Genomic DNA, 23900 nt, shown 5'->3' with positions numbered 1-23900 from the left:
CTTAAACAACATAACTAGGCATATTACCGATAGCGCTCGGGCACGTACTGTTCGAAGCGAGCGGGAACGTATCCAAACACGATCGGGGCAATGGCGGCCAGTTGGCGCCGAAGTATTACATAGCTCCCCCCAACCACGAGCAGCGCGAGCACGATCCACCGAAACGGCGGGGAGAGTACCACTACCAGTGGGAGCCCGAGAAACAACGCGAGTCCGAGATCCTCTGGAGCGCCATCGTACCGGATCACCCGTCTGGGCCGCCGCCACCGTCGCTTTACGTGATCATACACCGCGCGATCCGAGCCGCCTTCCCACGGTCGGAGTTCAAGCCCGCCACCAAATCGATCCATTTGACAGTGAACTGCTGCGCCAATCATTGCAAATGCGATCGCGACCGTCACCGGTGTCGGACGCACAACTGTCAAGATGAGCGCCGCCAGCGCGAGCAGTGGGTATATTGTCGGATAGTGAAGTGTTCGACGGTGGCCCGCGTACAGGTCTAGATCGGGGAATATGCCCCCAATGAGCCCGCCAGCTAATGCTGCCGCGGTGAACTCGGGGGCAACGAACGCGACTGGTGTCGCTATAGCCAACCCCACGATCGCGTGGGTTGGAAGCATCATACCGGTCTCTGGGCTTGAGACCCATATAAGCCCGACGACTCAGCCGACCGAACAGATTGGTTCTTGGGGGAAGTCACGTACTTATATTCGTATCTCTTTTGGTGAGTGTACATGGGCAAAAACGGCGGGCGTCGAACCGGGAAGAGCCCGGACAGAGGAGAAGACGATCTCCTCGCCCGACTCTTTCGAAGCGGGCGAACCAATGCACTCGTCTCGTGGGTCCTCGTTGGTATTCTCCTTACTGTACTGGGCGAAAGCGTCATTGACTTCGATCGCCAATGGATCGTGTTCGTTACCGCCACCGGGGCGATTGTGCTCCTGCCCCCGATCGCATACCGTGACTGGCGCGTGATGCTCCCGTGGGAAGTGCTCGTAATCGCGTTGTTTCCGATCCTCGTTCGCGGGCTTTTCGCCGGTGATGTCGGCACCTTCGCCACGTATTTCGCTGTTGCAGGACTCGCTCTTCTGGTCACTGTCGAACTCCACATGTTCACCACCGTCCGGCTGACCCACTGGTTTGCGGTCGCATTCGTCGTGATGGCGACGATGGCCGTCGTGGCGGTGTGGACAATACTGCGGTGGAACATGGACAACTTCCTCGGAACGAACTTTTTGACGACAAACGAGGCACTCATGATCGAGTGGATGTACGTGACCCTCGCTGGGCTCTCTGCAGGGGTGTTGTTCGACTCGTACTTCCGCCACCGCGGTAGACAGCTCCGTCGAGCGATTCGTCGGGTGGTCGGCGGATGACGCTGCTTCCACGGCCAAGGATCCACAATCAGCGTCGGCTGACCCGGTTGATGCAGGTGATCCTCCTTGCGATCGTCGCATACGGCGTGGTTTTCAGCCAGCCGAAGGCGATCACAAACGGTGGGATTGCGCTGTTGATTACATTTGTGCCGGCAATTTTGGAGCGGAACTACAACCTCCCACTTGACCCGTGGCTTGCGCTGTGGATCACAGTTGCCGTATTTCTCCACACTATGGGGTCTGCAGGGTTGTACGCCCGTATCGGCTGGTGGGATCACCTTACGCACGCGATGTCTGCCTCGCTTATTGCGGGGGCAGGGTACACGGTTGCCCGGGCGATCGATCTCCACAGCGACGACATCAATATCCCGAATCGGTTTGCATTCGTCTACATTCTCATTGTGGTTCTCGCCTTCGGCGTCATCTGGGAGTTGTTCGAGTTCGGGCTGGACATTGTTGCAAACGAAACTGGAATCACGATGCCGCTTGCCCAGCACGGACTCGATGACACGGTCCGTGATGTGATGTTCAATTCGGTTGGTGCGATCCTGGTTGCGATCTTCGGACAAGTCCACCTCCTCAGTTTGGCAGAGATTGTAAACATTAGTCTGTTCGCGAACGAGTAAGCACATCTAAATGGTCGGCTCATCTCACGAGCGACGCGTCGATCGTCGATCGCGAGACACGCAGCCGACCGCGGGTTTTTATTTGGCGATCGCCTCTTACTTTCATGCTCGGGTTGCAATTCTTCACCTGCGATCGCTGTGGGCTCGTCCACGCTGACGTCGACAACCCACCTCGCTGTGGCCGTTGTGACCACACCCGACTCACTGACATCACCGCTTCGACAGCCGCAGAACCATACTTTACCGATGCGATCGCCGATCGCCGGTAGATCGACTGCCAACCCCTAATCGTGGATCGATCGCGTCGCCGTTCAACGAACCATCTCACCGGGAAACAATCACAGCGAGGCTTCGGGAGACTTCTCGAACAGCATATCGCGGAACAGTTGGGTAAACAACGCGTTGTCGAATGACTCGACTACGGTCGTCCGTGGGCGACCGTCGGTCACGCTATCCTCGTCGACCATGCTGTATCCACGGGTCATCCCTTCACGCTCGTCGACGTCAACGTGGTAGTGGCCGGTCGACTCGATCAGCTCCGGCTCGACGAGGGCGGCTGCGAGTGCTGAATCTGGCTGGGTTGTCTGGTCCGCGCCGAGCGTCTCGCGGTTGAACTCTCGAACTGACTGTGCAATCTCAACAAAGAAGTCCCGGAGTTCGGTCTTGGGGCCTGTCTCGAAGGAGGCGAGCGTTTCCGCGTCGAATCCGGTGTCTCGAACCGTTAGCCCCCAATCGAAGAGGGTGACGTCGAGTTCGTTCATCACCACCTTGGCCGCGTCCGGATCGACCCAGAAATTGTACTCCGCGGCCGGAGTCACGTTTCCAAGGCAGTTGACATTACCACCCATGACCCAGACCTCGTCGAGAAGTTCGTTGAGCTCCGGCTCCTGTCGGAGCGCGAGTGCGACATTTGTCAGTGGAGCAATACACACGAGTGTGATTTCGCCTGGGTGTTCTCGGGCGGTCTCGACGATGTACTCGACGGCGTGTCGATCGCCGGAGGGGATTCCTGTCTCAGGAAACAACTCGCCGCCGAGTCCGCCCTCACCGTGGACGTAGTCCGCGAACGTGTGTTCTTTGAGCAAGGGCTGACGCGCGCCCTCGTAGACGGTCGCGTCGCAGTCGGTCAACGAAAGCGTGTGCTTCGCGTTCTCGACCTGATAGTCGAATTCGACGTTGCCCGCACAGATCGTCACACCCTCGATGTCGATCCGATCGGCGGTCGCGAGCATCAACAGTGCCTGGGTGTCGTCGCCGGCGGTGTCGGTGTCGACGATCACGCGCCGGGGAGATGACTCCGTTACCATGCTCTTTTAATTCACGCGGACGCTGATAACGGCTGTTGTTGGACCGATATCGTGGCCACCCGGGGCCGGAGGCGGTCGATGCCACGAGGTCGAAAGGATCACGTCTGTGAAACACGTACCAGTTGGCGTGAGCACTCCCGCATCAGTCCTCGTGTACGACGGCCGCAAAGATGCGTTTCGGACCGTCGTCGATCTATTGACTCGTGATATGGGGGACCTCGTTGCGGCCCCCTGGGAATCCGCACGCATCCAGCGATTTTTGGAGGCGCAGTTTGGCGATCGGCCCTTCGTCTTCTTGCTTGTCGAAGAAAACTCCGTTCACGCAGGAGAGACAGCCGTCCGACGCGCACTTGATGCCCGCGGACTAGATCCGACGATCGCACGCACCTTCGAACGGCTCTATCCAAAAATTGCGGATCCGTTCGGCCGGGTGGTCCACGGCGAAGCGCCAGCGGATATCCACGGGACGTTCGAACTCACCCCTGCCGCACGCGAACACATCGACCCAATCCGGCGGCGACAATAAGTCCCCCTCAATCACGGCCTATCGTGCTCATCGGTCTCATCGGAGATAGTGACACCGAGTTCCAAGAGTGCAGTGCGAACCGACGTTTCGATCGGCGTTTGTTCGATCGGGACGACCGACTGGAGATCGGCGTCGGGATCGACTGTGACTGGTGTCCGCATACTCTCAGCTAGCACACGGGCGATTGCAAACGGCACCTCAGTCGTGAGTCGCAGCCAGTACGACGAGAGCCGCGGCGTTAGTACGGGTACCGGAAAGATCCGGATGTTTCGGCCCTTGACCGTAGCAGTTAGCCGTAGCAGTGATTCGTAGGTCCACGTCGAGGGGCCGCCGATGTCGTACGTGTTTCCACGAGTTTCTGGCACATCGAGCACGCCGACGAGGTACGCGATCGTGTCGGCGATCGCGATCGGCTGACACGGGGTTCGGACCCACTGTGGGACCATCATTATTGGAAGGCGATCGGTCAGATCGTGGAGAATTCGGAAGCTCGCACTCTCGGCTCCGATGATGACCGCCGCTCGGAGGACAGTCAGATCGTAGCTCCCTGACGCGAGGATCGACTCAACCTCTCGACGCGACTCAAGATGCGGGGAAAGCCCGCCACCGTCGCCGCTGATACCACTCAGATAGATCACGCGATCGACGCCCGCCTCGTCGGCGAGTTCGCGGAACCGTTCGGCGTAGGTCCGATCGCGCTCCGCGAAGTTCGACGCAGTCAGCGAGTGAATCAGATAATACGCCACGTCGACATCCGCACAGAGTCCCGCAAGCGAAGCAGGGTCGCCTAGATCGCCGTCAAACGCCTCAACGCCCGCAGGGAACGACGCCTCGCTTGCGCTCCGGGAGAACGCGACGACGTCGTGGCCGGCTTCCGCAAAATGATCAACCAGCCGCCGACCAACAAAGCCCGTCGCACCGACGATAAGAACACGCATGTCCGTCTATACGCACGCTGAACTGAATACTATTCTCCCTGAAATCGGCTTCACATATCGGTCCGGTTGGTCGCCCCTGTGTTGTCCACGTCTGCTGCTGTTTTCTATCCGCGCGTGCCTATTCGGCGAGCCGTTGGTTGCGATCCCGTTTTCACGTTCGTTCGCGTACACGTGGTATGTCATCTCCTGCAGGCGCTAGACGACGCGCTGGCGAACGCTGTGTCACGCTCGCGGATCGCGTCGACGCCGCCGCTGCCGAATCGATCGCCGTCCGATCGCCCCCGACAGACGAGGTGATCGCGCAGGTTCCAGACTGTTCGCGCGACGATGTCGAGACGATAGTCGATCGCGCCCGCGCTGCCCAGACTACGTGGACCGAGTGGCCAGTGGAAAAACGGGTTGCCGTTCTCGATCGGTTCTGTGATAGCCTCCTCGAACATCGCCGCGATCTCCTCGATTTGATCCAGCTTGAGACGGGTAAACCGCGACACAATGCCGTCGAAGAGCTATTAGATGCGGTTGGGACCTGTACGTACTATGTCGACACTGCCCCGAAACTCGTCGAATCCGAACGCCGATCGGGAGCGTTTCCAGCGATTACTGACGCGCGGGTTCACTACGAACCCGTCGGCGTCGTCGGTGTCATCTCGCCGTGGAACTATCCGTTTAACCTCTCGTTGACCGATGCGATCCCGGCGCTTGCTGCGGGTAACGCGGTCGTTTGCAAGCCAGACGAACGAACGCCGTTTGCGACGCTCTTTGCGGCGTCGCTGTTGGAGGCCGCAGGTGCGCCCCCAGGGCTGTTTGCAGTCGCGACCGGTCGGGGTGAAACGACCGGACCGGCGCTCGTCGACGCCGTCGATCATATCTCCTTTACTGGCGGCACTGAGACCGGGCGGGCAGTCGCCGAGCGAGCCGGTCAGAATCTCATTGACTGTTCGCTCGAACTCGGCGGGAAGAACCCATTTATTGTTCTCGACGACGCCAATATCTCCGCGGCGGTCCGGGGCGCAGTCGCCGGCGCGTTTGCCAACGCCGGTCAGCTCTGTTTGGCTCCCGAACGGATCTACGTCCACGAGTCAGTGTACGAACCGTTCCTCGCAGAACTGTGCTCGGCGACCGAATCGCTCTCGATCGGTTTCGAGTTTGGATACGGGCCCGACGTTGGATCCATGATCGACGGCGATCACGTCGATCGGGTCGACGGCTACGTTCAAGAAGCGATCGACGACGGGGCATCGTGTCACGTTGGCGGCCGTCGACGCCCTGACGTTGGACCGCATTTCTACGAACCGACGATTCTCACGGGTGTCGATCCCGACTCCCGGATCGCCTGTGAAGAGACCTTTGGCCCGGTGGTTTCGGTGACACCCGTCAAAGACGCCGCCACAGCGATCGATATGGCCACGAACACAACATACGGGCTGAACGGCAGCGTCTGGACGACAGATCTCGGCCGTGGCCGGCACGTCGCTACGTCGCTCGACTGCGGAACCGTTTGTATCAATGACCCGTATCTGGTCGGGTGGGCAGCGCTGGACGCGCCGATGGGCGGCGTGGGTGACTCCGGGCTCGGCCGACGGCACGGGCCAGAAGGGCTTCGGCGGTACCTCGAGTCACGGACGATCGCAACCTCCCGGATCGGACCATTCGTCTCGCCGTCGATCGTTCCGATGGGACTGTACGCCCGGGCACTCGTCGGATCAGCCCGCCTCCAACGAAGACTGACACGGCTGAAACGGCGGCTCTCACCCCGCTGATCAACCCGAATGTCGATCGCTCGAATGTGCTGTGAAAGACAGTGTCAGACTATGATCACAATTTTTATCCCTCGCGCCGATCACTCGGTATGTTCCCCGAAACGATTGAGACGGATCGCCTCCGGCTTGCACAGTTCTGTCAGGATCGTGTCTCTCCAAGTGAGTTCTACGCGGTCGCTGGACGCGGCCAGACGGAGACGATCGACGAGGAGACCCAATACGTCTCCTGGAGCCCCCACGAACACCCAAAAGAATCTGCTGACGTGCTCGCCTCCTTCGAGGAGGCGTGGGACGAGGGCGAGTCGGCAACGTATGCGATCTATCTGCGAGAAGGAGAGCCCGGTTCGGGCGAACTCGCCGGCAATACCGGCCTCAATCTGCACTGGGAGACCCAGCGTGCGGAACTGGGGATCTGGCTCCGAAAGCCGTTCTGGGGGCGTGGCTACTCCGGCGAGCGTGCAGCCGCGTTGCTGGAGGTAGCGTTCGATCGCCTCGATCTCGAGGTCGTTTCGGTTGCACACGTCCCCGAAAACGACAACTCTCAGCGGGCGATCGAGCGATACGTCGATCGGTTCGGCGGTCGCAGGGAGGGCCGCCTGCGCAACGAACTCCGCGACAGCGACGGACGGGTTCACGACGTCGTCAGGTACTCGATCTCGTGTGATGAGTGGGCAAGCGCACGGTCCGATTCCGGGCCCAGTCGGTGAATCGCGGCATCAGTTCTAGCAGCCCATCTCGTAACTCATAAATACTGCAGCCTAAGTTTTCAGCACACGATGGACCGTAATTCCCGATCAATTGTCGTATTTACCAGCGTCTCCCATGCGATGGTCCACACGTATGAACTGTCGATACCGATTCTCGTCGCCATCTGGCTCGTCGAATTTCCTGTCTCCACGGCGGTCCTCGGGGCTGTCGTTTCGATCGGCTACGCACTGTTCGGGATTGGTGCGCTGCCGGGCGGTATTCTCACCGATCGGTTCGGCTCCCGGACGCTCATCGTGGGCTGTCTGATCGGCATGGGACTGTCGTTTCTATTCTTGAGCTTCGCTACTGGCATTCTCACAATTGCGTTTGCGCTCGCGGTCTGGGGCATGGCTGCCAGCGTCTACCATCCCGCAGGCCTCTCGCTCATTTCAAAGGGCGTTGACAACCGCGGTTCGGCGTTTGCCTATCACGGCATGGCTGGCAACATCGGGATTGCCTTCGGCCCGCTGGTTACGGCCCTCTTGTTGCTCACCTTAGACTGGCGAATGGCCACACGACTGCTCGCGGTGCCGACCGCTATAGTGATCGGCTACGCACTGACCGTCGAGTTCGATGAAACCGCCGCAGTAAGCGTCGACGGCGGGACCGATCGGTCCGAATCGACGACAGACTCTGATACGATGTCACTGTTCCGGTTCATCACCGACAGCCGGGCACTGTTCACGACAGGGTTCGCGTTGGCGATGGTGATCGTGATGATGAACGGACTGTTCTACCGTGGCATGCTCACGTTCCTCCCTGACGTGCTGGATCAGTTCCTTCCACCAATCCAGGACTACATCCAACTGTTCGATCCTGACAGTCCCATCGCCGAGGAGTTCACCCTCTCTTCGTACGTCTATGTTGGCCTTCTGACGATCGGCATTAGTGGTCAGTACGTTGGGGGGAAGTTGTCTGATCGAATTTCATCGACGACCGGGTTAGCGATCGTCTTCGGCGCACTTGTCGTGGTGGCTATTGCGTTCGTTCCAGCGGCTCGGGGTGGATTGTCGACGCTTTTGATTGTGAGCGCCTTGCTCGGTTTCTTTTTATTTGCGCTCCAGCCGCTATACCAAGCGACGATCGCCGACCACAGCCCGCCAGGCGATCGTGGTCTATCCTACGGGTACACCTATCTCATGTCCTTTGGAATCGGGGCCGCTGGTGCCGCGATCGCGGGGCTCCTGTTGTCTGTGACCACGACTGACGGGACATTCCTCGCACTTGCGGTGTTCCCCGCATTGGGGAGCCTCTTTGCAATTACGCTCAGCCGACGAGATCGAACACGCAAGTCGAAGAGCACATAAACAAACCAGCGTGCAAACTGTTATTCCGGTTGGCTCTGCTGGTTCCTCAAGACTCGAGAGGAATGGATTCGAATCGGGTTCGCTCGTTTGCAGACCGAGGTCGGCGGTCGTACTCTATCGTGAGATCGGTCAGTGCCAGTTCAAGATTGCGCTTGTTGGCCTTCCAGGCGGCATCAAAGAGATCGCCCACGACAGGGACAATTCCACCAACCACATCTACGGAAATGTTCGCGATCATTTTGAGCAGCGTTGTGTAGGACACCCCGAGACGGGCCGCCTCAACCACGATGTACAGCGAGAGGCCGCCGGTGAGTACGTCCCCTGCCCCTGGCAGAATACCGAGGATCGGATCGATACCGATACGATAGTCTGTCCCCGGAACGCGCAGTCCCTCATCAAGAACGTACGCTACGAGTTGCATACGCTTGACCGCTGCTTGGTCAACTGACTCCGGGAGGTCCCCTAGCCGTTTGTCGAACTCGGTCAGGATCTCGCTTTCTTGTGCACCCGCCATAGGTTTTGTACGCGACCCGGTCGGATAACCGTGGTGACCGATGAGCGATCGGCTACTGACCCTATCCGTGATATTGCGGTACTGTCGTATGTATCACCTGTTACAACAGTTGTGTATGAAGTGTCTCCAGCCAGCAAGTCACTCATTCGGAGGACAACTGCGTACTGGCAGGGGCAGGCTCTACGTATTTTTGTTCGCACACAAAACTACAATGTATGACGATCGATCCGGACGACACTGTTCGTGTGTGGCTTGTTGAGCGGACATACTCCGACGATGAACAGAACCTGATTATCCTTACATACGCCACTACCGACGGGGAGCGGTACTTCCGCAAGGAACGGGCACTCACCTCATTTAGTGACGTTCGAGACACGACTGCGGCTGTCGACGCTGATCCAGCCAACCTCGGTACGGTGGACACCGCTGCTCTCCAGGACCAGTATGCCACAGAAGCCCGACGTATGGAGGAAAAGCACGATCCCGATGATGTTATCTAATTATAATGTCTGACCAATGTGCTTGGACTATCTAGTTCAGGGTGTTTGCAAAGCGAGCAGATCGTCGTGCGTGGTGCTTGCGCCACTCGCAGACCTGCTCAGCATTTTCGAGGTGGAGCCCCCGACCTCAAGGAGCGAACGGAGTGAGCGAGTAGGTCGGGGAGGAAACAGACATGGGAAGACACAACCGCCACACTGCGCCCGACCGACTCCCAAGCGTATAAATACCGTGGGGTACCCTCTGAAACTATGGGCGTGCGTCGAACCGCCGTCGTGAAACTCGCTGTTTCCGACGAGCAACGCGACGCACTCCACCGAACCGCCGAACAATACCTGTACTGCGCGAACCGAACCGCCGACTACTGTTGGTCCGACACCTCCTACACTGAGTGTAAGACCAACAAGCGAGAGGTTCGTGACGCGCTCTACGCCGAACTTCGAGAGGAGACAGGCCTACAGGCCCAACTTGTCCAAGCCGCTATCAAACGCGCTGTCGAAGCCGTCAAAGCATGTGTCGAACGGTGGAAAAAGGGACAGCACGTCTCTCAACCGACTTTCACCGCCGAAACGATGGACTACGACACGCGGAGCGCGACCTTCTACCGGAACAAGGTGTCACTGGCAACTGTTGAGGGCCGAGTCGAACCGTCGTTTGTTCTCCCGGCAGACAGTCCGACACCCTACGAGCGGTACGTACTCTCCGAGAACTACGAGTTCCGCGAGAGTGCGCTTCGGTACGACGCGACCACTGATGAGTTCTACCTCAACATTTCGACGCGGCGGACACACAGTGACGATAGGGTTTCGGAAGATACCGGGCACTCCGACCAAACGGTCCTCGGTATCGACCTCGGCGTCAACAGCCTTGCTGTGTCCTCAACCGGCACGTTTTGGCAAGGGGACGACTACGACCACTGGTGTCGTGAGTTCGAGAAGCGACGTGGCGAGATGCAACGGCGCGGCACGCAGGCCGCACACAAGGCCCTGCTTCGCCTCGGCAAGCGTGAAGAAGCGTGGCGAAAACAGTACATCCACACGACCGCCAACGAGCTCGTCTCGGAAGCCGTCGAACACGACTGCGACGTAATCGCGTTCGAGGACTTGAGCGACATTCGAGAGCGGCTTCCACACGCGAAGTGGCACCACGTCTGGGCGTTCCGACGCCTGTTTGAGTACGTCTCCTACAAAGCCCCTGAACAGGGAGTCTCCGTGAAGCAGGTTGAGCCGAACCACACATCCCAACGCTGTTCTCGAACAGACTGTGGGTTCACGCACGACGGCAACCGCCACGGCGAACACTTCGAGTGCCAGAAGTGTGGGTATGAAGTGAACGCGGATTACAACGCCGCAAAGAATATTGGCGTGCGGTACGCCCGGAAGCGACAACACAAACTCCGCTCCTCGCACAAGTCGGGGAGCGGAGACGCACAAGTAGACGTGCGTGTGAATGGTGGGACGTTGAACGGTGAGAGTCACCAGCCTATTGCTGGCGACTGATTGCCGGGAGTCCACATCAAAGCCCTAACCTCAACGAGCGAACCCCGTATGGGGTGAGCGAAGTAGGGTAGGGTAGTTTACAAGCGGTAGATGTCGATCGTGATGCGGTTTGGAAGAACGAGCGATCGACCGAACCAAGCGATAGATGGACGAACTCCTGCTGAGGAGGTGCTGAACTACACAGTACCCTGATAAAAAATCGATAGCCTAAGTAACATGTAGCACATAGAAAACTTATCGAATTACTCGATGTGATATTACGTGCCAACAGGACTCAAACGTGACTTAGGGCTGTTTTCAACAATGGCGATCGCCATCGGTGCGATGGTCGGAGCGGGTATATTCATTTTGCCGGGCGTGGCGTTCATGACTGTCGATGGACCGGCGGTCGTTTTGGCCTTCCTCATCGCCGGCATACTGATTCTTCCCGCTGCGTTCAGCGCCTCCGAGATGGCGACAGCCATGCCGGAGGACGGTGGTTCGTACGTGTACGTCGAGCGGGGAATGGGGCCGCTTCTGGGCACTATTGCCGGAGTTGGCAACTGGTTCATGCTCTCGTTCAAGGGCGCGCTGGCGCTCGTCGGTGGCGTTCCGTATCTCGTATTCGTCGCGCCGGGAATCGCCGAGTACATCCTTCCGCTCGCGGTGATGCTGGCGATTTTCTTCACCGTGATAAACATCGTGAGTGCCAAAAGCGCCGGTAGTCTCCAGTTCGTGATCGTCGGCGTAATGATTGCGGTGCTCGGTTACTTCATTGTGGGGGGTGTTCCCAGTATCGTTCCCGAACAGACCGCAGGGGCGCTGAACCTCGGAAGCGGTGGACTCCTCGCGGCAATCGCGCTCGTGTTTATCTCGTATGCTGGAGTGATCAAGATCGCAGCCGTCGCCGAGGAGGTGAAAGATCCTGGAAAGACGATCCCGCGGGCGATGATCGGGTCGCTTGTGCTCACAACCCTCCTGTACGTTGCAGTTGTGTACGTCGCGATCGGCATCGTCGATATTCCGGCTGCGATCGAGGCGGGGCAGCTCCAGTCGGACGGCGAGGGTCCGATTATGGGGCTCGCCGCCGAACAGGCGCTTGGTCCGATCGGCACAGCTGCTGTCGTCGCCGCGGCACTGTTGGCGCTCGCTTCGACCGCCAATGCCGGCTTGTTGTCCGCTTCGCGATTTCCGTTCGCGATGGCACGTGATGGACTCGCGCCGTCGGCCTTCGAGCGAGTCAGCGACCGGTTCAATACGCCTGTCCTCGCCGTTTCGCTGTCGGGCGGGATCATCATCCTATTGATCATCTTTCTCCCGATCGACCAGGTGGCGAAGTTTGGGAGTGCGTTTCAGATTATCGTCTTCATTCTGGTGAACGTTGCACTCATCGGATTCCGCGAGGGTGCAGTCGAAGATTACGATCCCGTGTTCACTTCCCCGCTGTACCCGTGGATGCAGATATTCGGGATCGCAAGTGGGCTCATCGTCCTCACGCAAGTGGGATTCGTCCCATTCGCAGGCGCGGTCTTCATCACCGCGGTGTCGATTGTGTACTTCTACCTCTACGTTCGGCCGAAGACGGACCGTGAAGGTGCGGCCCGCACGGGCGTCCGCAAAAACGTTGGTGAGGCCGCACTCAAACAGACGAAAGACCTGTTCGCCGAACAACGGCAGTACGACACGCTGGTTGTGGTGACCGACGACACCCCAACGGAGACGAGCGCCCACATGCTCCGTCTCGCGGTCGAGCTCTCCGATTCCCTTCGGGGTGATATCACCGTCGGGATGTTTAAAGAGATCCCAAACCGGGCGTTCACCGCAGGCGACACCACCTCACCGCGCGTCGACCCGCCCGATTGGGCGGTGAATGCGACAGCGCTCCCTATCAGCGTGGACGTTGCCGAGCGTCCTGACGGCGGGCCAGCGTATGCCCGCCGACACGACGACCGCCGGGACGCTGGCGAACGTCAGCTTCCGTGAGATCAAAACCGAGGATATTGATCGCGCGGTCGTGGAGTACGCCTCTTTCCAGGAGAAGGACTTCATTATGCTTGAACGCCGAGTCGAAGAACTCTACGAGCTGTATGGCGGAGGGCTCAACAGACACGTACTGAAAAACGCGCCGTGTGGCGTGTTGCTCGTCGAAGACCGCGGGTTCGAGGGCGTCGACGAGATCGCAGTGGCGACGAACAGTGGGACGTACGACCCGGTGAAACTACTCGTCGCTAACGCGATCGCCGAAGAGACCGGTGCAACGCTGACGTTACTTCAGACCGTTCCGGTAGACGCCTCGGACGAACGTCGCGCCGTTATCCAGGAGTACCATGATAACCTCCGTCGGATACTTACCGTGGTTGCGGACTCGCGGGTCTTAGAGACCGACGATCGAGTCGAGGGACTCTCGCGGTTCGCGGAATCGGCAGACCTGCTCGTCACCACGACCCAGCGTCGCGGGATACAGGGGATGGTATTTGGCCGCCCCGGCGACCGGCTCGTCGACAGGGTTGACTGCACCGCCCTGATGGTGCAGCCACCAGACGCACGGAAATCCGGGCTTATCCAGCGCGTACTCATCGACCGACTGTTCAACAAATAGCCGGAGATTCGAGAGCAGGACTACCGACTTCGATACTTTCCGGCTGGCCATGAGCAAGGGCACGAGCATACTTTTCAAGAAACGCAATTTTATATCGCGACATATCATTTACTATTTATTCTCACGTGTTGATGAGCGGCACGAGGGGCCCAGACCGATCGAGCCGTCTTTGATTACCCGTGTTATCTCCATGTGACGGGGATTTCGCCGTACATAGTGACGCTGGAGACCCGTGTTCCTCATACTTTATCATGAACTATCGGCTATTACTCGGTATGCAAGTACACCGAGTAGCAAAGCGCACGCTCGCCAGCGCGATCGCCTTGATCGTCGCACCGTTGCTTGGTGGCGATCGTACTGGATACGCTCAAAACGCCAGATTGCCAGTGGCTACGGACAGATGAGCGCCATTCTCGCCCCCCTCAAGAGTGGTCGCAGACGAACGCGACGCTCGGATAGCTACCGATGACACGAACTAGCTGGATTCACACAGACGGGCCGTCCCGTCGACGCTTGCTAACAACGATCGGATCGTCGCTATCGATCGCGGCCACTACTGCACTCGCAGGCTGCCAGGGCCTTCCGTTCGGACCAGGTTCGAACGCAGCGTATTATCACGCATCTGGATCAGTCTCCGATGTAGACTACGATGCGGTCATGAACGCAGCGCAGGATTCGGGGTACACTATCGACGAACCGTACTATGTCGGAACCAAAGATCCCAGTAGCGGGTTCCATCCTGCCGGTATTGCTGATCTCGACGACCAACTTGGTCCAGCGTACCGGGTGTTGGCGGTCACGTTCTTTTATACCCAACTCGTCTTTCTCGAACTCTGGTTCACAGCTGAAGCCGAATCAGTGACCGGATCGGTCTTCGATGACCGCACCATGGCTGAAGAATTCGATATTACGAGCTTACCACCTGACGAATGGTTACTCCCGCGATTGACCCTTGCCTTCGATATGGAGGACGACCAGGCACACGAATACGTCGACACACTCAAAGACGCGATCAACGAAGGGACGGACGCTCCCTCGGTTGGGATTACCGAGGAACCAACGTTTCCCCGAACCTATGAATCGCTAACGAGCGAGGCGACCGAGAGTAGCGGATCGGAAACCCATGGAGATGGCTGGTACAAAGTAACCTTTACTCAGGAGAGCACTCGGCTGGCAACCGTTGACTTCGTCGTCCAGAGTATGAAGATCATTCACCGGCGTGGCGAGCACACCTATACAGTCAAACTTGATCGCCTGAACGGATTCAATCTCAGGATCGAACTCCCGCCGCAGGAGGAAATCCCCGAAGACGAGTATCGGGGCGTGTTCCGACAGCTGTTCTCCGATGTCGGACTGCCACCCGAGGCGATCGATTCCCTCACGTTCGAGTATACGCCAACTATCTGGTGACACCCACGGTTGCGGAAGCGATCGTCCTCTGGCGGTTCACGCCACTGAACTGTCGATTCCGTTGATTTTGATGAAGCCGTAGCCGCACTCGGTGCATCGCCATTTAGTCTTCTCACCGAGATGTAGTTCCGTGCTCGCCGATCGATAAAACGTGGCTTCCTCACCACACTCCGGGCAGTCGTGGTTAATCTCCAGCGCCATATTTGCAAATCCCGTGGCAAGGCTGTTTAACATATTGTTTTCCGCTGATCGCTCCTCACCGATCGTGTCCATCAATCAGCCCACGTTGTACAGTATAAACCGTATACCAATATATGAATTTGTTTGACCGCCCCGAACCCCGCCGAAAGCAAGCGTACGATGGCGGTTGTCCAGTAGTACCGACGATGCGGCCATTCGTACGGGTGAGGCGACCCTGGACGCTACGTCAGCCGTACTGTGACTGGTTGACATCGAGTTTAAGTGTGACTGGCTGACTTCGACCGTAAGATGACTGGCTGAGAACGATCGACCGCGCAGAACGGGTTGCCGTTGTGTGCAGCAGCGAATATTTTATTAATTTAGATAGAATAGTTACTATTGTACAATAATGACTGTCGATCACACCGATCAACCCGGAGCATCATACGCGGGTGGAACTGTCTTTGAGCAAGTAGTCGGGGTTGGTGGCGTAGCGATACTCGTCATTCTATCCGGGCTTGCGCTTGCAACTGGCGTGACGCTAAAACTAATCGCCATCTCGTGGGTGGCGTTCGCAGCAATGGCGCTTGGAGCGCCACTGGGTGCCCGCTCGGCGCACTCGGCGACCCCCGTAGAGACCGTCTGGGGGTACGGACTTGCGAGCGGAGCGATGGTGGCGAGCACAGCGCTATTTCTCGTCCCGCAAGCGCTCGGCCAACACGGACAGTTTGGTAGCCTCGGACTCGCAGCTGGGTTCCTTGCAGGGTATGCAGGCCACGCTGTCGGTCACAGGCTGTCCCATCTTGCGCTCCCCGTCGATCATACGGCCGCAGAGCTGACCGCACATGCGCTGGCGGCCGGTGCAATCATCGGCGCGATATACACTGCAATGCCGTCTTTGACATCAATTCTCGGCGTCGCGCTGGTTTCGCACAAGGCGCCGGCAGGATACGCTGCTGCTCGCCGGCTGGCCGAAGACGGTCGCAGCGCGATCACACTCTTGCTCCCCGCTGCAGCCGTTGGGCTGATCGCGCTTCCGGTCGGCATCGTCGGGTTTACCCCGGCACCGATGCTCAGAGGATTGCTCTTCGGGGTCGCTGCCGGAGTCTTCCTGCATGTCTCAGTTGACCTACTCCCCGAGTGCAGTGCTGGCAGCGATAGTTGCCCTGTAGAAGCTGCTGCCGGCAGTGACGCTCACCAGCGACATGATCGGCTGCGTACGCACGCCGCAGCAAGCGCGGTTACCGGCGGGGCTGCTGTCGCGCTCGCTTGGGCAATCGTTGTCGGCTGAGTCTGCCTGATCGGTAGCCAGAGACCGGCCTAAGGAATTAATTGGCTTCTCTTGTCAGGGCGAACTGGGGCTTGCATTCCCAAAGACTCATTTACGATCCAATCATTTAATGTTGCATGGCGTGTACAATATACACACGTAGTTTTCGCCCAGGTATCAACATATCTATGATAGACGCCATGGTGGGTCGATCGACAGAGCTGTCCGCAGCCCGGAGGCGAGCGCGATGATCGCCGACGCGCTCCGGAAGCTGAAGTCGAACTTGCTGTACGTGGTACTCATCTCGCTCGTCACCGGGCTGCTTTTCGGCCAGGTTGTTGGAACGGACACGAAGGGACTGTTGCAAGCAGCCGTTGTGCCCATTCTCTTTTTGATGATCTACCCGATGATGATCAATATTGACCTCCAGGAGGTCATTAACGTCCGAAAACACGCCAAGGCAGTCGGCCTCACCCTGTTTGTCAACTTCGGCCTTTCGCCGCTCTTAGCAGTTGGACTCGCACAGGTGTTTTTCGGCGGCGACGCGGAGTACGCAATCGGCCTCTACTTTATTGCGCTAATTCCGACTTCGGGGATGACCGCTGCTTGGACCGGACTCGCTGGTGGTGATCTAGAGACCGCACTGGTCGCGATGGCGGTCAACCTACTCGCAGCGGTTGCAATCCTGCCAGCATACCTCTCTGTGTTGATGCCCGCGAGCGTCGGGTTTGATCCGACTGCGCTGTATCAACAACTCGCGCAGGTTGTCATTGTGCCTATGATCGCGGGTAACCTAACCCGTCGTGGCCTGCTCCGGCGGTACGGCCCTGACGGGTTCAAACGGCTCAAGCCCACCTTCGGCGGGCTTTCGTCGCTCGGCGTGATGCTTATCGTCTTTGTCGCGATGGCGCTGCGATCGACGCAGATACTCGCTGATCCCTTTGCGTCGGCCCTCACAGTCGTTCCCCTCGTCGGCTTTTACGTTGGTATCCTACTCGCAGGGAGCGTGCTGGGAAGGGTGCTGTTGGACACCGAGCGGGCAATCGCACTCGTCTACGCCACGAGCATGCGCAATCTCTCTATTGCCCTGGCGATCGTCGTTGCCGCAGACACTGTTCCTGCCGCCGCTGTGCTGCCGATCGCGCTAGCGTACGTGATTCAGCCCCCTCTCGGTGCCGTGTATGTTCACTACCGACGTGACATCGTTGCAGAAGGGCTCTCGATCCGGGAGGCCGTCAGCCGGATCGTGAGCAATCGTGGGTAAGTCTTCGCTGCAGACGGCCTCGTGTCAATCAAGATGGTTGGGCTGAAGAACCAGCCGATGGCGTCGTACGGCGATTCCTAACTACTGATTTTAGTGGGTCGATACAGTAGGATAGACCAATTATCTGTTACAGCGTCTGCGCGTGAAATAGGCTGTCTGTGCGAATAGAAAGGAAATTAAGCATCTTAGCCGATTTACGTGGTAACGGCCATTCCAACTGCGGCCACGGCACATACCTATGCTCGGAGAATACGACTTAGTCATCGTCGGCGGCGGCATAAGCGGTGCATCGTTGCTATACACGGTCTCGCAGTTCACTGACATCGATCGCATCGCGTTGATCGAAAAAGAAGACGAGATCGCAGCGATCAATTCCCACCGAACCAACAACTCCCAGACGCTGCACTTCGGGGACATCGAGACGAACTACACTCTCGAAAAGGCAGAGGAAGTAAAAGAGGGCGCAGAGCTGTTGGCGGGGTATCTCGAAAACGTCGACCCCGATCGCGAGATGCACGCAAAGCGGAGCAAAATGGTGCTCGCGGTCGGCGACGAGGAGGTCGAGAAGCTCGAACGCCGCTACGACGACGAGGGCTTCGATGAGTTGTTCCCGAAGCTTCAGGCGATCGGTCGCGAAGAGATCGCCGAACTCGAACCCGCCGTCGTTGAGGGGCGCGACCCTGACACCAAACTGCTCGCGCTACAGACGCCCGACGGTTACGTCGTCGACTACGGGGCGACCGCCAAGTCGTTCATCGAGGAGGCCGAACGGAGCGATCGGGTCAGCGTCTTCACAGGCACAACGGTCGAAGCAATCGAGCGGACAGACGACGGCTACGTAATCGATACCGACGACGGCTGGGCAGATGCCAACGCTGCCGTCGTCGCTGCGGGCTCACACAGCCTCCAGATTGCCAAGCGGCTTGGCTACGGCGAGCACTTATCGTTGCTCCCAGTCGCGGGGAGTTTCTTCCTCGGGCGCGATATGCTCAACGGCAAAGTGTACACGCTGCAGATGAAGAAACTCCCATTCGCAGCGGTCCACGGCGACGCGGACGTCCACGACAGCGCGGTTACCCGCTTCGGGCCGACCGCGAAGCTCGTTCCCGCGCTCGAACGTGGTCGCCTCTCAACGGTCGGAGACTTCTTCGACGTGTTCGGACTCAACTCCGATTCAGTTCTCAGCTACGCGAACATCTTGGCCGATCGAATCTTGCTGCCATACGTGCTCAAGAACCTCGTCTACGACGTTCCCGAGGTTGGCAGGCGTGCGTTCCTCCCGCACGTACAGAAGGTGGTACCGAGCGCAGAGCTCGCAGATATCGAACGCGCGAAGGGCTACGGCGGTGTTCGCCCACAGATCGTCGACACTGCGGCGAAAAGCCTCGACATGGGTGAGGCGAAACTCACCGGCGATAACATCCTGTTCAATATCACGCCCTCGCCCGGCGCGTCGACGTGTCTGAAAAACGCGATGCGAGATACCCAGACGGTGATCGAGTTCCTTGACGAAGACTACGAATTCGACGAGGCGGGCTTCCGATCGGCAACCATTGATAACTTCCCGCGCGGCGAGCACGCGCCGATCGCTGCGGACGACTGACAGGCTGCGGGTGAGTGGTCGGTCCCAGACTAACCTGTCACAGCCGAGTTGATCAGTGCAGTAGTCGGTGCTTCTTCCAACTAGTAGCGAATCGCTTTTGGACGAAACTCTCCAACCGATCGTATGGACTCCCCCCACGAGATCCTCGGCGTTGACGACGACGCTTCCGCGGAGGAACTCAAACGGGCCTACAAACGCCGCGTCAAGGACGCCCATCCGGACCACGGGGGATCAATGGCAGAGTTTCAGCTGGTCAAAGCCGCCTACGAGGACGCGAAGGCTGGAACCCGCAAGCGGACGCGATCGATCGCCGACACGTCCGCGAACGCCGCGAGAGAAAAAAAGAACCGTGTCACCCACGAGATCGAGTATCTCGACTACGAGACGATCGTCGAACGAGGCTGGAGCCTCGACGATGCGAATCTGTTCGAGCGGGCGGCCGCAGCGGACCTAACCAAGGAGGCCTACGGAACGCTCACAGCCGAGTCTGACGAGTCGGTGCTTGAGGCCGCTGAGCGACACGGGTATACGTGGCCCTACGCCTGTCGCGGGGGGGCGTGTGCGAACTGTGCGGTTCTCCTCCGGGCCGGCGACATGGTCCAGCCGATCGATCACGTGCTCCCTGAGGAGATGACCGATCGTGGATTCCGGCTTTCGTGTCTCGGCCAGCCGATTTCACAGGATCTCCAGTTGGTGTTCAACGTCAAGCATCTCCCCGAACTCGATGACCTCCGCTTGCCGCCGGGGCCGTTCGGGAAGGTGCTCAACGACTGATCGCCCAACCGTACGCTGACCTTATTTTTCCTCGTGCACATGAGCAGCGAGAAAGCGTCCGATCGGCTCGGCGATGTCGTGTTCGCGGCCGACAAAAAAGTGATCTGATTCGACCTCGACGAGCTCAGTTTTTGCGCCAGACGACTTGCGCTCGCGGGCACGATCGACGACCGGCTCCCAGTCAGCAGTATCGTCGCGCGTCGCGTACACGATCTGGACTGGCCCGTTGATGTACCCGAGCGCTTCGACCGCGTCGGCATCCTGATTGAGCCGTGCAGTGGGTGCGAGCGCGCTCACAACACACAGCTCCGTTCGGCTTGCCGCGGTGACGAGTGCAGCGGTCCCGCCGAAGCTAAACCCGAAGATATCGACTCGATCGTATCGCGTCCGAGCCCACGAGACCGCGTTATCTGCGTCAGTACACTCTCCGTAGCCGTTGTCCCACGGCCCGTAGTCGAACCGGAGGCAGTCGACTCCCCGATCGGTCAGTGCCGCACTAACGGCCCGTAGCCGTGTATCGCCGCGGTGTCCGCGGTGTTGGGGATGTGGCGGACACGCGACGACCGCCGCGGTCGCCTCGCCGTCGGCTTGATCAAGTGTCGCCGTGACATTTCGATCGCCGCCAAGGCGTACCGTTCGACCCATATGACGCGAAACGGTGTATCAGGTTTTAAGCCTAACGTGGTCCATACACAACTATGGGAATCCTCTCTCGCGCCTCCTACGTCATCCGATCGAAGCTCAACTCGATCCTCAACCGTGCGGAGGACCCGACAGAGACGCTCGATTACTCTTATGAGCAGATGCGCGACGAGCTACAGGACGTCAAACAGGGAATTGCAGACCTCACGACGCAAAAAAAGCGCCTTGAGATTCAAAAACGACGCCTCGAAGAGAACGTCGAAAAACACAACGCTCAGGCCCGCGAGGCTGTCCAACAGGACCGAGACGACCTCGCCCGGCGCGCACTCGAAAAGAAGAAATCGAAGATGCGCCAGATCGAAGAGCTCGAAGGCCAGATCGCCAACCTGCAGTCGACGCAGGATAACCTCGTCGAGAAGAAAAACGAGCTCCAGGGCCAGATCGAAGAGTTCCGCACGAAAAAAGAGACGATGAAAGCTCGCTACGAGGCTGCCGAGGCGTCTTCGCGGGTGTCAGAAGCGATGACCGGCGTTGGCGACGAGATGGAAGACGTGGGTCGGGCGATCGAGCACGCCGAAGAGCGAACCGACGAGATGGAGGCTCGATCGGCCGCCATGGACGAACTCCAAGAGTCAGGCGCGTTTGAGAGCGCGCTGTCCGACAAGGATAGTCTCGATCGTGAGCTCGAATCAATCCGGACCGGCGGCGAGGTCGATTCAGAGCTAGAGACGCTCAAATCTGAGATGGGCAAATCTGACGCGCCTGCCGACACGGATACCGCTGTCGCAGAATCAGACGAAGACCTCGATGCCGAACTCGAGGATCTCGACGCCGATCTCGAAGATAGTGACATCGACGCTGAACTCGACGACGCCGAGATCGAAGCCGAACTCGAAGAGCTCCAAGACGACGATCGGTAACCGCTCACCGACCGATCGCGCCGGTTCCCGATCGATCGAGCCCTGCAAGATCGATTCGACCCTCTGGTAACGACACGCCCTCGTAGTCATCTTCTTTGAGCAACAGCGAGCCGTCGAGGTCTGCGTAGTCCAAAAGCGGTCCGAGGTGGCAGGCCGCGGCGATCGAGGCGTTCGACTCAATCATACACCCGAGCATTACCTCCAGTCCATGGGCTCTGGCGGCGTGAATCATCCGCTGGGCTTCGTAGAGGCCACCGCACTTCATGAGCTTCAGGTTTACAATGTCTGCTCGATCGGCGATTTGTGGGATGTCTTCGAGCGTGACACAGGACTCGTCGGCGGCGATTGGCAACGCAGAGCGTTGGTAGGCGAACCGCAGCCCATCGGGGTTCTCAGCGGGCACGGGCTGTTCGATGAACTCAACGCCGTACTCTTCGAGCATTCGGCTGTTGTCGATCGTCTCTCGTGGCGTCCACGCCTCGTTAGCGTCGACGCGGATCCTCGCCTCAGGTGCCTCCTCGCGGACTGCTTCGATGAGTTCCTCCTCACGATCGGTCCCGAGTTTGAGCTTGAGGATCTCATAGCCTGATTCAACCGCCGCCGCGGTCTTTTGACGGACGACGTCAGTCTCATCAAGTCCGATCGTGAACGACGTATTCGGCGTTTGGGACGGATCGAGCCCCCAGAGCCGATACAGCGGCACGCCGAGTCGCTTTGCAGCCAGATCGTGGATCGCAATTGAGACTGCACACCGCGCGGCGGGGTTGCCGGAGATCCTCGATCGCAGCCGCCGCTCGATCGCTTCGAAGGCGTGGGGGTCGTCGACCGCTTCGACGACGGCCAAAAGCTCCGGGAGGACCGCTTCGACAGTTGCGGCGGTCTCACCGTAGTGTGGGGAGGGGGCTGCCCCACCGAATCCGGTCATCCCGGCGTCGTCAACGACCCGGACGATCACGTTTTCCGCGTGGGTTTGGGTCCCGCGCGCGATCGTAAATGGGTTCTCAAGCGGCAGCGAGCGCCGCTCAAAGCTGGTTTCGAGCGTCATTCGGTGATCGCCTCCACAATCGCGTCTGCATTGAAGCGGACGGGATCGGTTGCGGGCACGCCAAGCTCCTCGGCGAAGGCGTCGACAGCCTCCACAGCTTCGGTGTCTGTCTCGATCGATCGCGTGTTGAGCGCGCCTGCGACCACACTGGTCTCGAACAGCGGTTCCGCGAGCGATTCGTACAGGTTGACGTAGGTGTCGATCGGCGGGAGCGTGACGTCCTCGTAGCCGTGGATCGCCTCTCGGCCAGCGACGTGACAGAGGATGAGCGAGTCGGCCATTGAGCCGTGGAGAATCCCACAGGTCACCGCCGAGTAGGCCGGGTGGATAATGGTTCCCTGTCCTTCGACGACAAGCAGGTCGTGGTCATCCCCAATTTCGAGGATCATCTCCTCGACCGCACCGGCGGTGAAATCTGAAATGACTCGGTCGATCGGGTTGCCCCAGCCTTCGATCATGATTCCGGTCTGTCCGGTCGGGATCAACGCGGCGTCGATACCCGCCGCCTGCGCCGCGTGGACGGTTTCGAGTGCGACAGTCATCTTGCCGACCGAACAGTCGGTCCCGACTGTGAGCGCGACGTGTGCATCAACCTCGTCAGCGACGCCCTTTGCGACGGTGAGGTCCTCTTTCGGCTTACGGACATCGACCAGGTCGACGCCGTGTTCAGCCGCGAGCGGCGCAAGTTCCTTGTCATCGTTGAGGAAGTAGTGGAGCCCGGCGATCACGTCACAGCCGGCCTCGATCGCCGCGCGGACGTCGGGCCGCCAGCGCTCCTCGAAGCCGCCGCCGATCGGTGCGATTCCGATCAACAGCGCGTCGACGGGTTCCTCGATCGCCTCGAAGCTGTCGACAATCGGCGCGTCGCGGACGTCGGGGACGTGATCGGTGACCCGCGTGCCAGCCTGAGTGTGATCGAGCACCGCGACGATCTCGTCGTCGGCGTATCGCATCACGCCGAGGGCCGTTTTGGCCCGCTCGGGGAACTTTTCGTGGGCAAGAATCGCGAGACGACGGCCGTCGTTGGTCGGTGAATGCATACCTGCCCGCAGAACGCCGATCGGGTTAAATGAGGCGGAGCGTCAACGTGAGGATATCGACTACATGACGGTCGAG

General features: G+C 59.1%; 25 protein-coding genes. 17 read left to right on the top strand and 8 right to left on the bottom strand.

Annotated elements, in window-relative coordinates; translation table 11 throughout:
- Positions 1-23: 23 nt before the first annotated feature.
- Complete coding sequence (locus tag E5K03_RS02410) at positions 24-623, bottom strand: metal-dependent hydrolase (RefSeq protein WP_138004776.1); 600 nt, start codon at positions 621-623, stop codon at positions 24-26.
- A gap of 111 nt (positions 624-734) precedes the next feature.
- Between E5K03_RS02410 and E5K03_RS02405 the strand changes: the two genes are divergently transcribed.
- The 3 genes from E5K03_RS02405 (at position 735) to E5K03_RS17065 (ending at position 2271) form a co-directional block, all read left to right on the top strand.
- A complete protein-coding gene (locus E5K03_RS02405; RefSeq protein WP_138004775.1) occupies positions 735-1376 on the top strand; it encodes a hypothetical protein in 642 nt (213 codons plus the stop codon).
- Positions 1373-2002 (top strand): hypothetical protein, encoded by a 630-nt coding sequence (locus E5K03_RS02400; protein WP_171006577.1) that lies wholly within the window; start codon positions 1373-1375, stop codon positions 2000-2002. The genes E5K03_RS02405 and E5K03_RS02400 overlap by 4 nt, the downstream gene beginning before the upstream one ends.
- A 104-nt stretch (positions 2003-2106) precedes the next feature.
- Positions 2107-2271 carry a hypothetical protein gene (locus E5K03_RS17065; RefSeq protein WP_171006576.1) on the top strand — a complete coding sequence of 55 codons (165 nt, stop codon included), beginning with the start codon at positions 2107-2109 and terminating at the stop codon, positions 2269-2271.
- Between the two features lie 69 nt (positions 2272-2340).
- Here the strand turns inward: E5K03_RS17065 and E5K03_RS02395 are convergent, their stop codons facing one another.
- Complete coding sequence (locus E5K03_RS02395; RefSeq protein WP_138004774.1) at positions 2341-3309, bottom strand: nucleoside hydrolase; 969 nt, start codon at positions 3307-3309, stop codon at positions 2341-2343.
- Positions 3310-3436: 127 nt separating this feature from the next.
- Here E5K03_RS02395 and E5K03_RS02390 point away from each other — a divergent pair, with 127 nt between their 5' ends.
- Positions 3437-3835 carry a hypothetical protein gene (locus E5K03_RS02390; RefSeq protein ID WP_138004773.1) on the top strand — a complete coding sequence of 133 codons (399 nt, stop codon included), beginning with the start codon at positions 3437-3439 and terminating at the stop codon, positions 3833-3835.
- 11 nt (positions 3836-3846) lie between these two features.
- Here the strand turns inward: E5K03_RS02390 and E5K03_RS02385 are convergent, their stop codons facing one another.
- Positions 3847-4773, bottom strand: a complete 927-nt coding sequence (locus E5K03_RS02385; protein ID WP_138004772.1) for an NAD(P)H-binding protein — start codon at positions 4771-4773, stop codon at positions 3847-3849.
- 176 nt (positions 4774-4949) lie between these two features.
- Between E5K03_RS02385 and E5K03_RS02380 the strand changes: the two genes are divergently transcribed.
- From E5K03_RS02380 to E5K03_RS02370, 3 genes are all read left to right on the top strand, one after another.
- On the top strand, positions 4950-6533 hold the full coding sequence (locus tag E5K03_RS02380; protein ID WP_138004771.1) for a succinic semialdehyde dehydrogenase: 1584 nt from the start codon (positions 4950-4952) through the stop codon (positions 6531-6533).
- 89 nt (positions 6534-6622) lie between these two features.
- Positions 6623-7240, top strand: coding sequence for a GNAT family N-acetyltransferase (locus E5K03_RS02375; protein WP_138004770.1), 618 nt, complete (start codon positions 6623-6625; stop codon positions 7238-7240).
- Positions 7241-7309: 69 nt separating this feature from the next.
- Positions 7310-8587 carry an MFS transporter gene (locus E5K03_RS02370; protein ID WP_138004769.1) on the top strand — a complete coding sequence of 426 codons (1278 nt, stop codon included), beginning with the start codon at positions 7310-7312 and terminating at the stop codon, positions 8585-8587.
- A 46-nt stretch (positions 8588-8633) separates the two neighbouring features.
- Here E5K03_RS02370 and E5K03_RS02365 read toward each other — a convergent pair whose 3' ends face one another.
- Entirely contained in the window at positions 8634-9101 is a 468-nt protein-coding gene (locus tag E5K03_RS02365) for a DUF4112 domain-containing protein (protein ID WP_138004768.1), read from the bottom strand.
- Positions 9102-9316: 215 nt separating this feature from the next.
- On the opposite strand from E5K03_RS02365, the gene E5K03_RS02360 reads away from it, so the two are divergent.
- The 5 genes from E5K03_RS02360 to E5K03_RS02345 all read left to right on the top strand — a co-directional run bounded on the left by E5K03_RS02360 (position 9317) and on the right by E5K03_RS02345 (position 15086).
- Positions 9317-9601, top strand: coding sequence for a hypothetical protein (locus E5K03_RS02360; RefSeq protein WP_138004767.1), 285 nt, complete (start codon positions 9317-9319; stop codon positions 9599-9601).
- A gap of 249 nt (positions 9602-9850) precedes the next feature.
- The gene (locus E5K03_RS02355; RefSeq protein WP_138004766.1) at positions 9851-11098 is read left to right on the top strand and encodes an RNA-guided endonuclease InsQ/TnpB family protein; all 1248 of its coding nucleotides are present in this window, start codon (positions 9851-9853) and stop codon (positions 11096-11098) included.
- 303 nt (positions 11099-11401) lie between these two features.
- Positions 11402-13060, top strand: coding sequence for an APC family permease (locus E5K03_RS02350; RefSeq protein WP_205742938.1), 1659 nt, complete (start codon positions 11402-11404; stop codon positions 13058-13060).
- Complete coding sequence (locus tag E5K03_RS17355) at positions 13008-13676, top strand: universal stress protein (RefSeq protein ID WP_205742937.1); 669 nt, start codon at positions 13008-13010, stop codon at positions 13674-13676. Before E5K03_RS02350 ends, E5K03_RS17355 begins: the two co-directional genes overlap by 53 nt.
- Before the next feature lie 465 nt (positions 13677-14141).
- A complete protein-coding gene (locus E5K03_RS02345; protein ID WP_138004765.1) occupies positions 14142-15086 on the top strand; it encodes a hypothetical protein in 945 nt (314 codons plus the stop codon).
- A gap of 36 nt (positions 15087-15122) precedes the next feature.
- On the opposite strand, the gene E5K03_RS17060 is transcribed toward E5K03_RS02345, so the two are convergent.
- A complete protein-coding gene (locus E5K03_RS17060) occupies positions 15123-15287 on the bottom strand; it encodes a DUF7838 family putative zinc beta-ribbon protein (protein WP_171006575.1) in 165 nt (54 codons plus the stop codon).
- Between the two features lie 388 nt (positions 15288-15675).
- Between E5K03_RS17060 and E5K03_RS02340 the strand changes: the two genes are divergently transcribed.
- From E5K03_RS02340 to fer, 4 genes are all read left to right on the top strand, one after another.
- Positions 15676-16557: a ZIP family metal transporter gene (locus E5K03_RS02340; protein ID WP_240729917.1), complete on the top strand. Its 882-nt coding sequence runs from the start codon at positions 15676-15678 to the stop codon at positions 16555-16557.
- Between the two features lie 226 nt (positions 16558-16783).
- Positions 16784-17800, top strand: coding sequence for an arsenic resistance protein (locus tag E5K03_RS02335; RefSeq protein WP_138004764.1), 1017 nt, complete (start codon positions 16784-16786; stop codon positions 17798-17800).
- A 238-nt stretch (positions 17801-18038) separates the two neighbouring features.
- Positions 18039-19403 carry an FAD-dependent oxidoreductase gene (locus E5K03_RS02330; RefSeq protein ID WP_138004763.1) on the top strand — a complete coding sequence of 455 codons (1365 nt, stop codon included), beginning with the start codon at positions 18039-18041 and terminating at the stop codon, positions 19401-19403.
- A 123-nt stretch (positions 19404-19526) separates the two neighbouring features.
- On the top strand, positions 19527-20177 hold the full coding sequence (fer, locus tag E5K03_RS02325; RefSeq protein WP_138004762.1) for a ferredoxin Fer: 651 nt from the start codon (positions 19527-19529) through the stop codon (positions 20175-20177).
- A gap of 21 nt (positions 20178-20198) precedes the next feature.
- Here the strand turns inward: fer and E5K03_RS02320 are convergent, their stop codons facing one another.
- Positions 20199-20822, bottom strand: coding sequence for a dienelactone hydrolase family protein (locus E5K03_RS02320; protein ID WP_138004761.1), 624 nt, complete (start codon positions 20820-20822; stop codon positions 20199-20201).
- Between the two features lie 53 nt (positions 20823-20875).
- Here E5K03_RS02320 and E5K03_RS02315 point away from each other — a divergent pair, with 53 nt between their 5' ends.
- On the top strand, positions 20876-21739 hold the full coding sequence (locus E5K03_RS02315; RefSeq protein ID WP_138004760.1) for a PspA/IM30 family protein: 864 nt from the start codon (positions 20876-20878) through the stop codon (positions 21737-21739).
- Positions 21740-21743: 4 nt separating this feature from the next.
- Here E5K03_RS02315 and E5K03_RS02310 read toward each other — a convergent pair whose 3' ends face one another.
- Together E5K03_RS02310 and E5K03_RS02305 are read right to left on the bottom strand one after the other, a co-directional pair.
- A complete protein-coding gene (locus tag E5K03_RS02310) occupies positions 21744-22784 on the bottom strand; it encodes a dipeptide epimerase (protein WP_138004759.1) in 1041 nt (346 codons plus the stop codon).
- Positions 22781-23824 carry a DUF1611 domain-containing protein gene (locus E5K03_RS02305; RefSeq protein WP_138004758.1) on the bottom strand — a complete coding sequence of 348 codons (1044 nt, stop codon included), beginning with the start codon at positions 23822-23824 and terminating at the stop codon, positions 22781-22783. Before E5K03_RS02305 ends, E5K03_RS02310 begins: the two co-directional genes overlap by 4 nt.
- Positions 23825-23900: the final 76 nt, after the last annotated feature.

The organism is Halalkalirubrum salinum (genome assembly GCF_005543295.1).
GTDB classification, from domain to species: Archaea; Halobacteriota; Halobacteria; order Halobacteriales; family Haloferacaceae; genus Halalkalirubrum; species Halalkalirubrum salinum.
The sequence above is the reverse complement of the archived record's forward strand: the minus strand, read 5'-3'. Positions and strand labels throughout refer to the sequence as shown.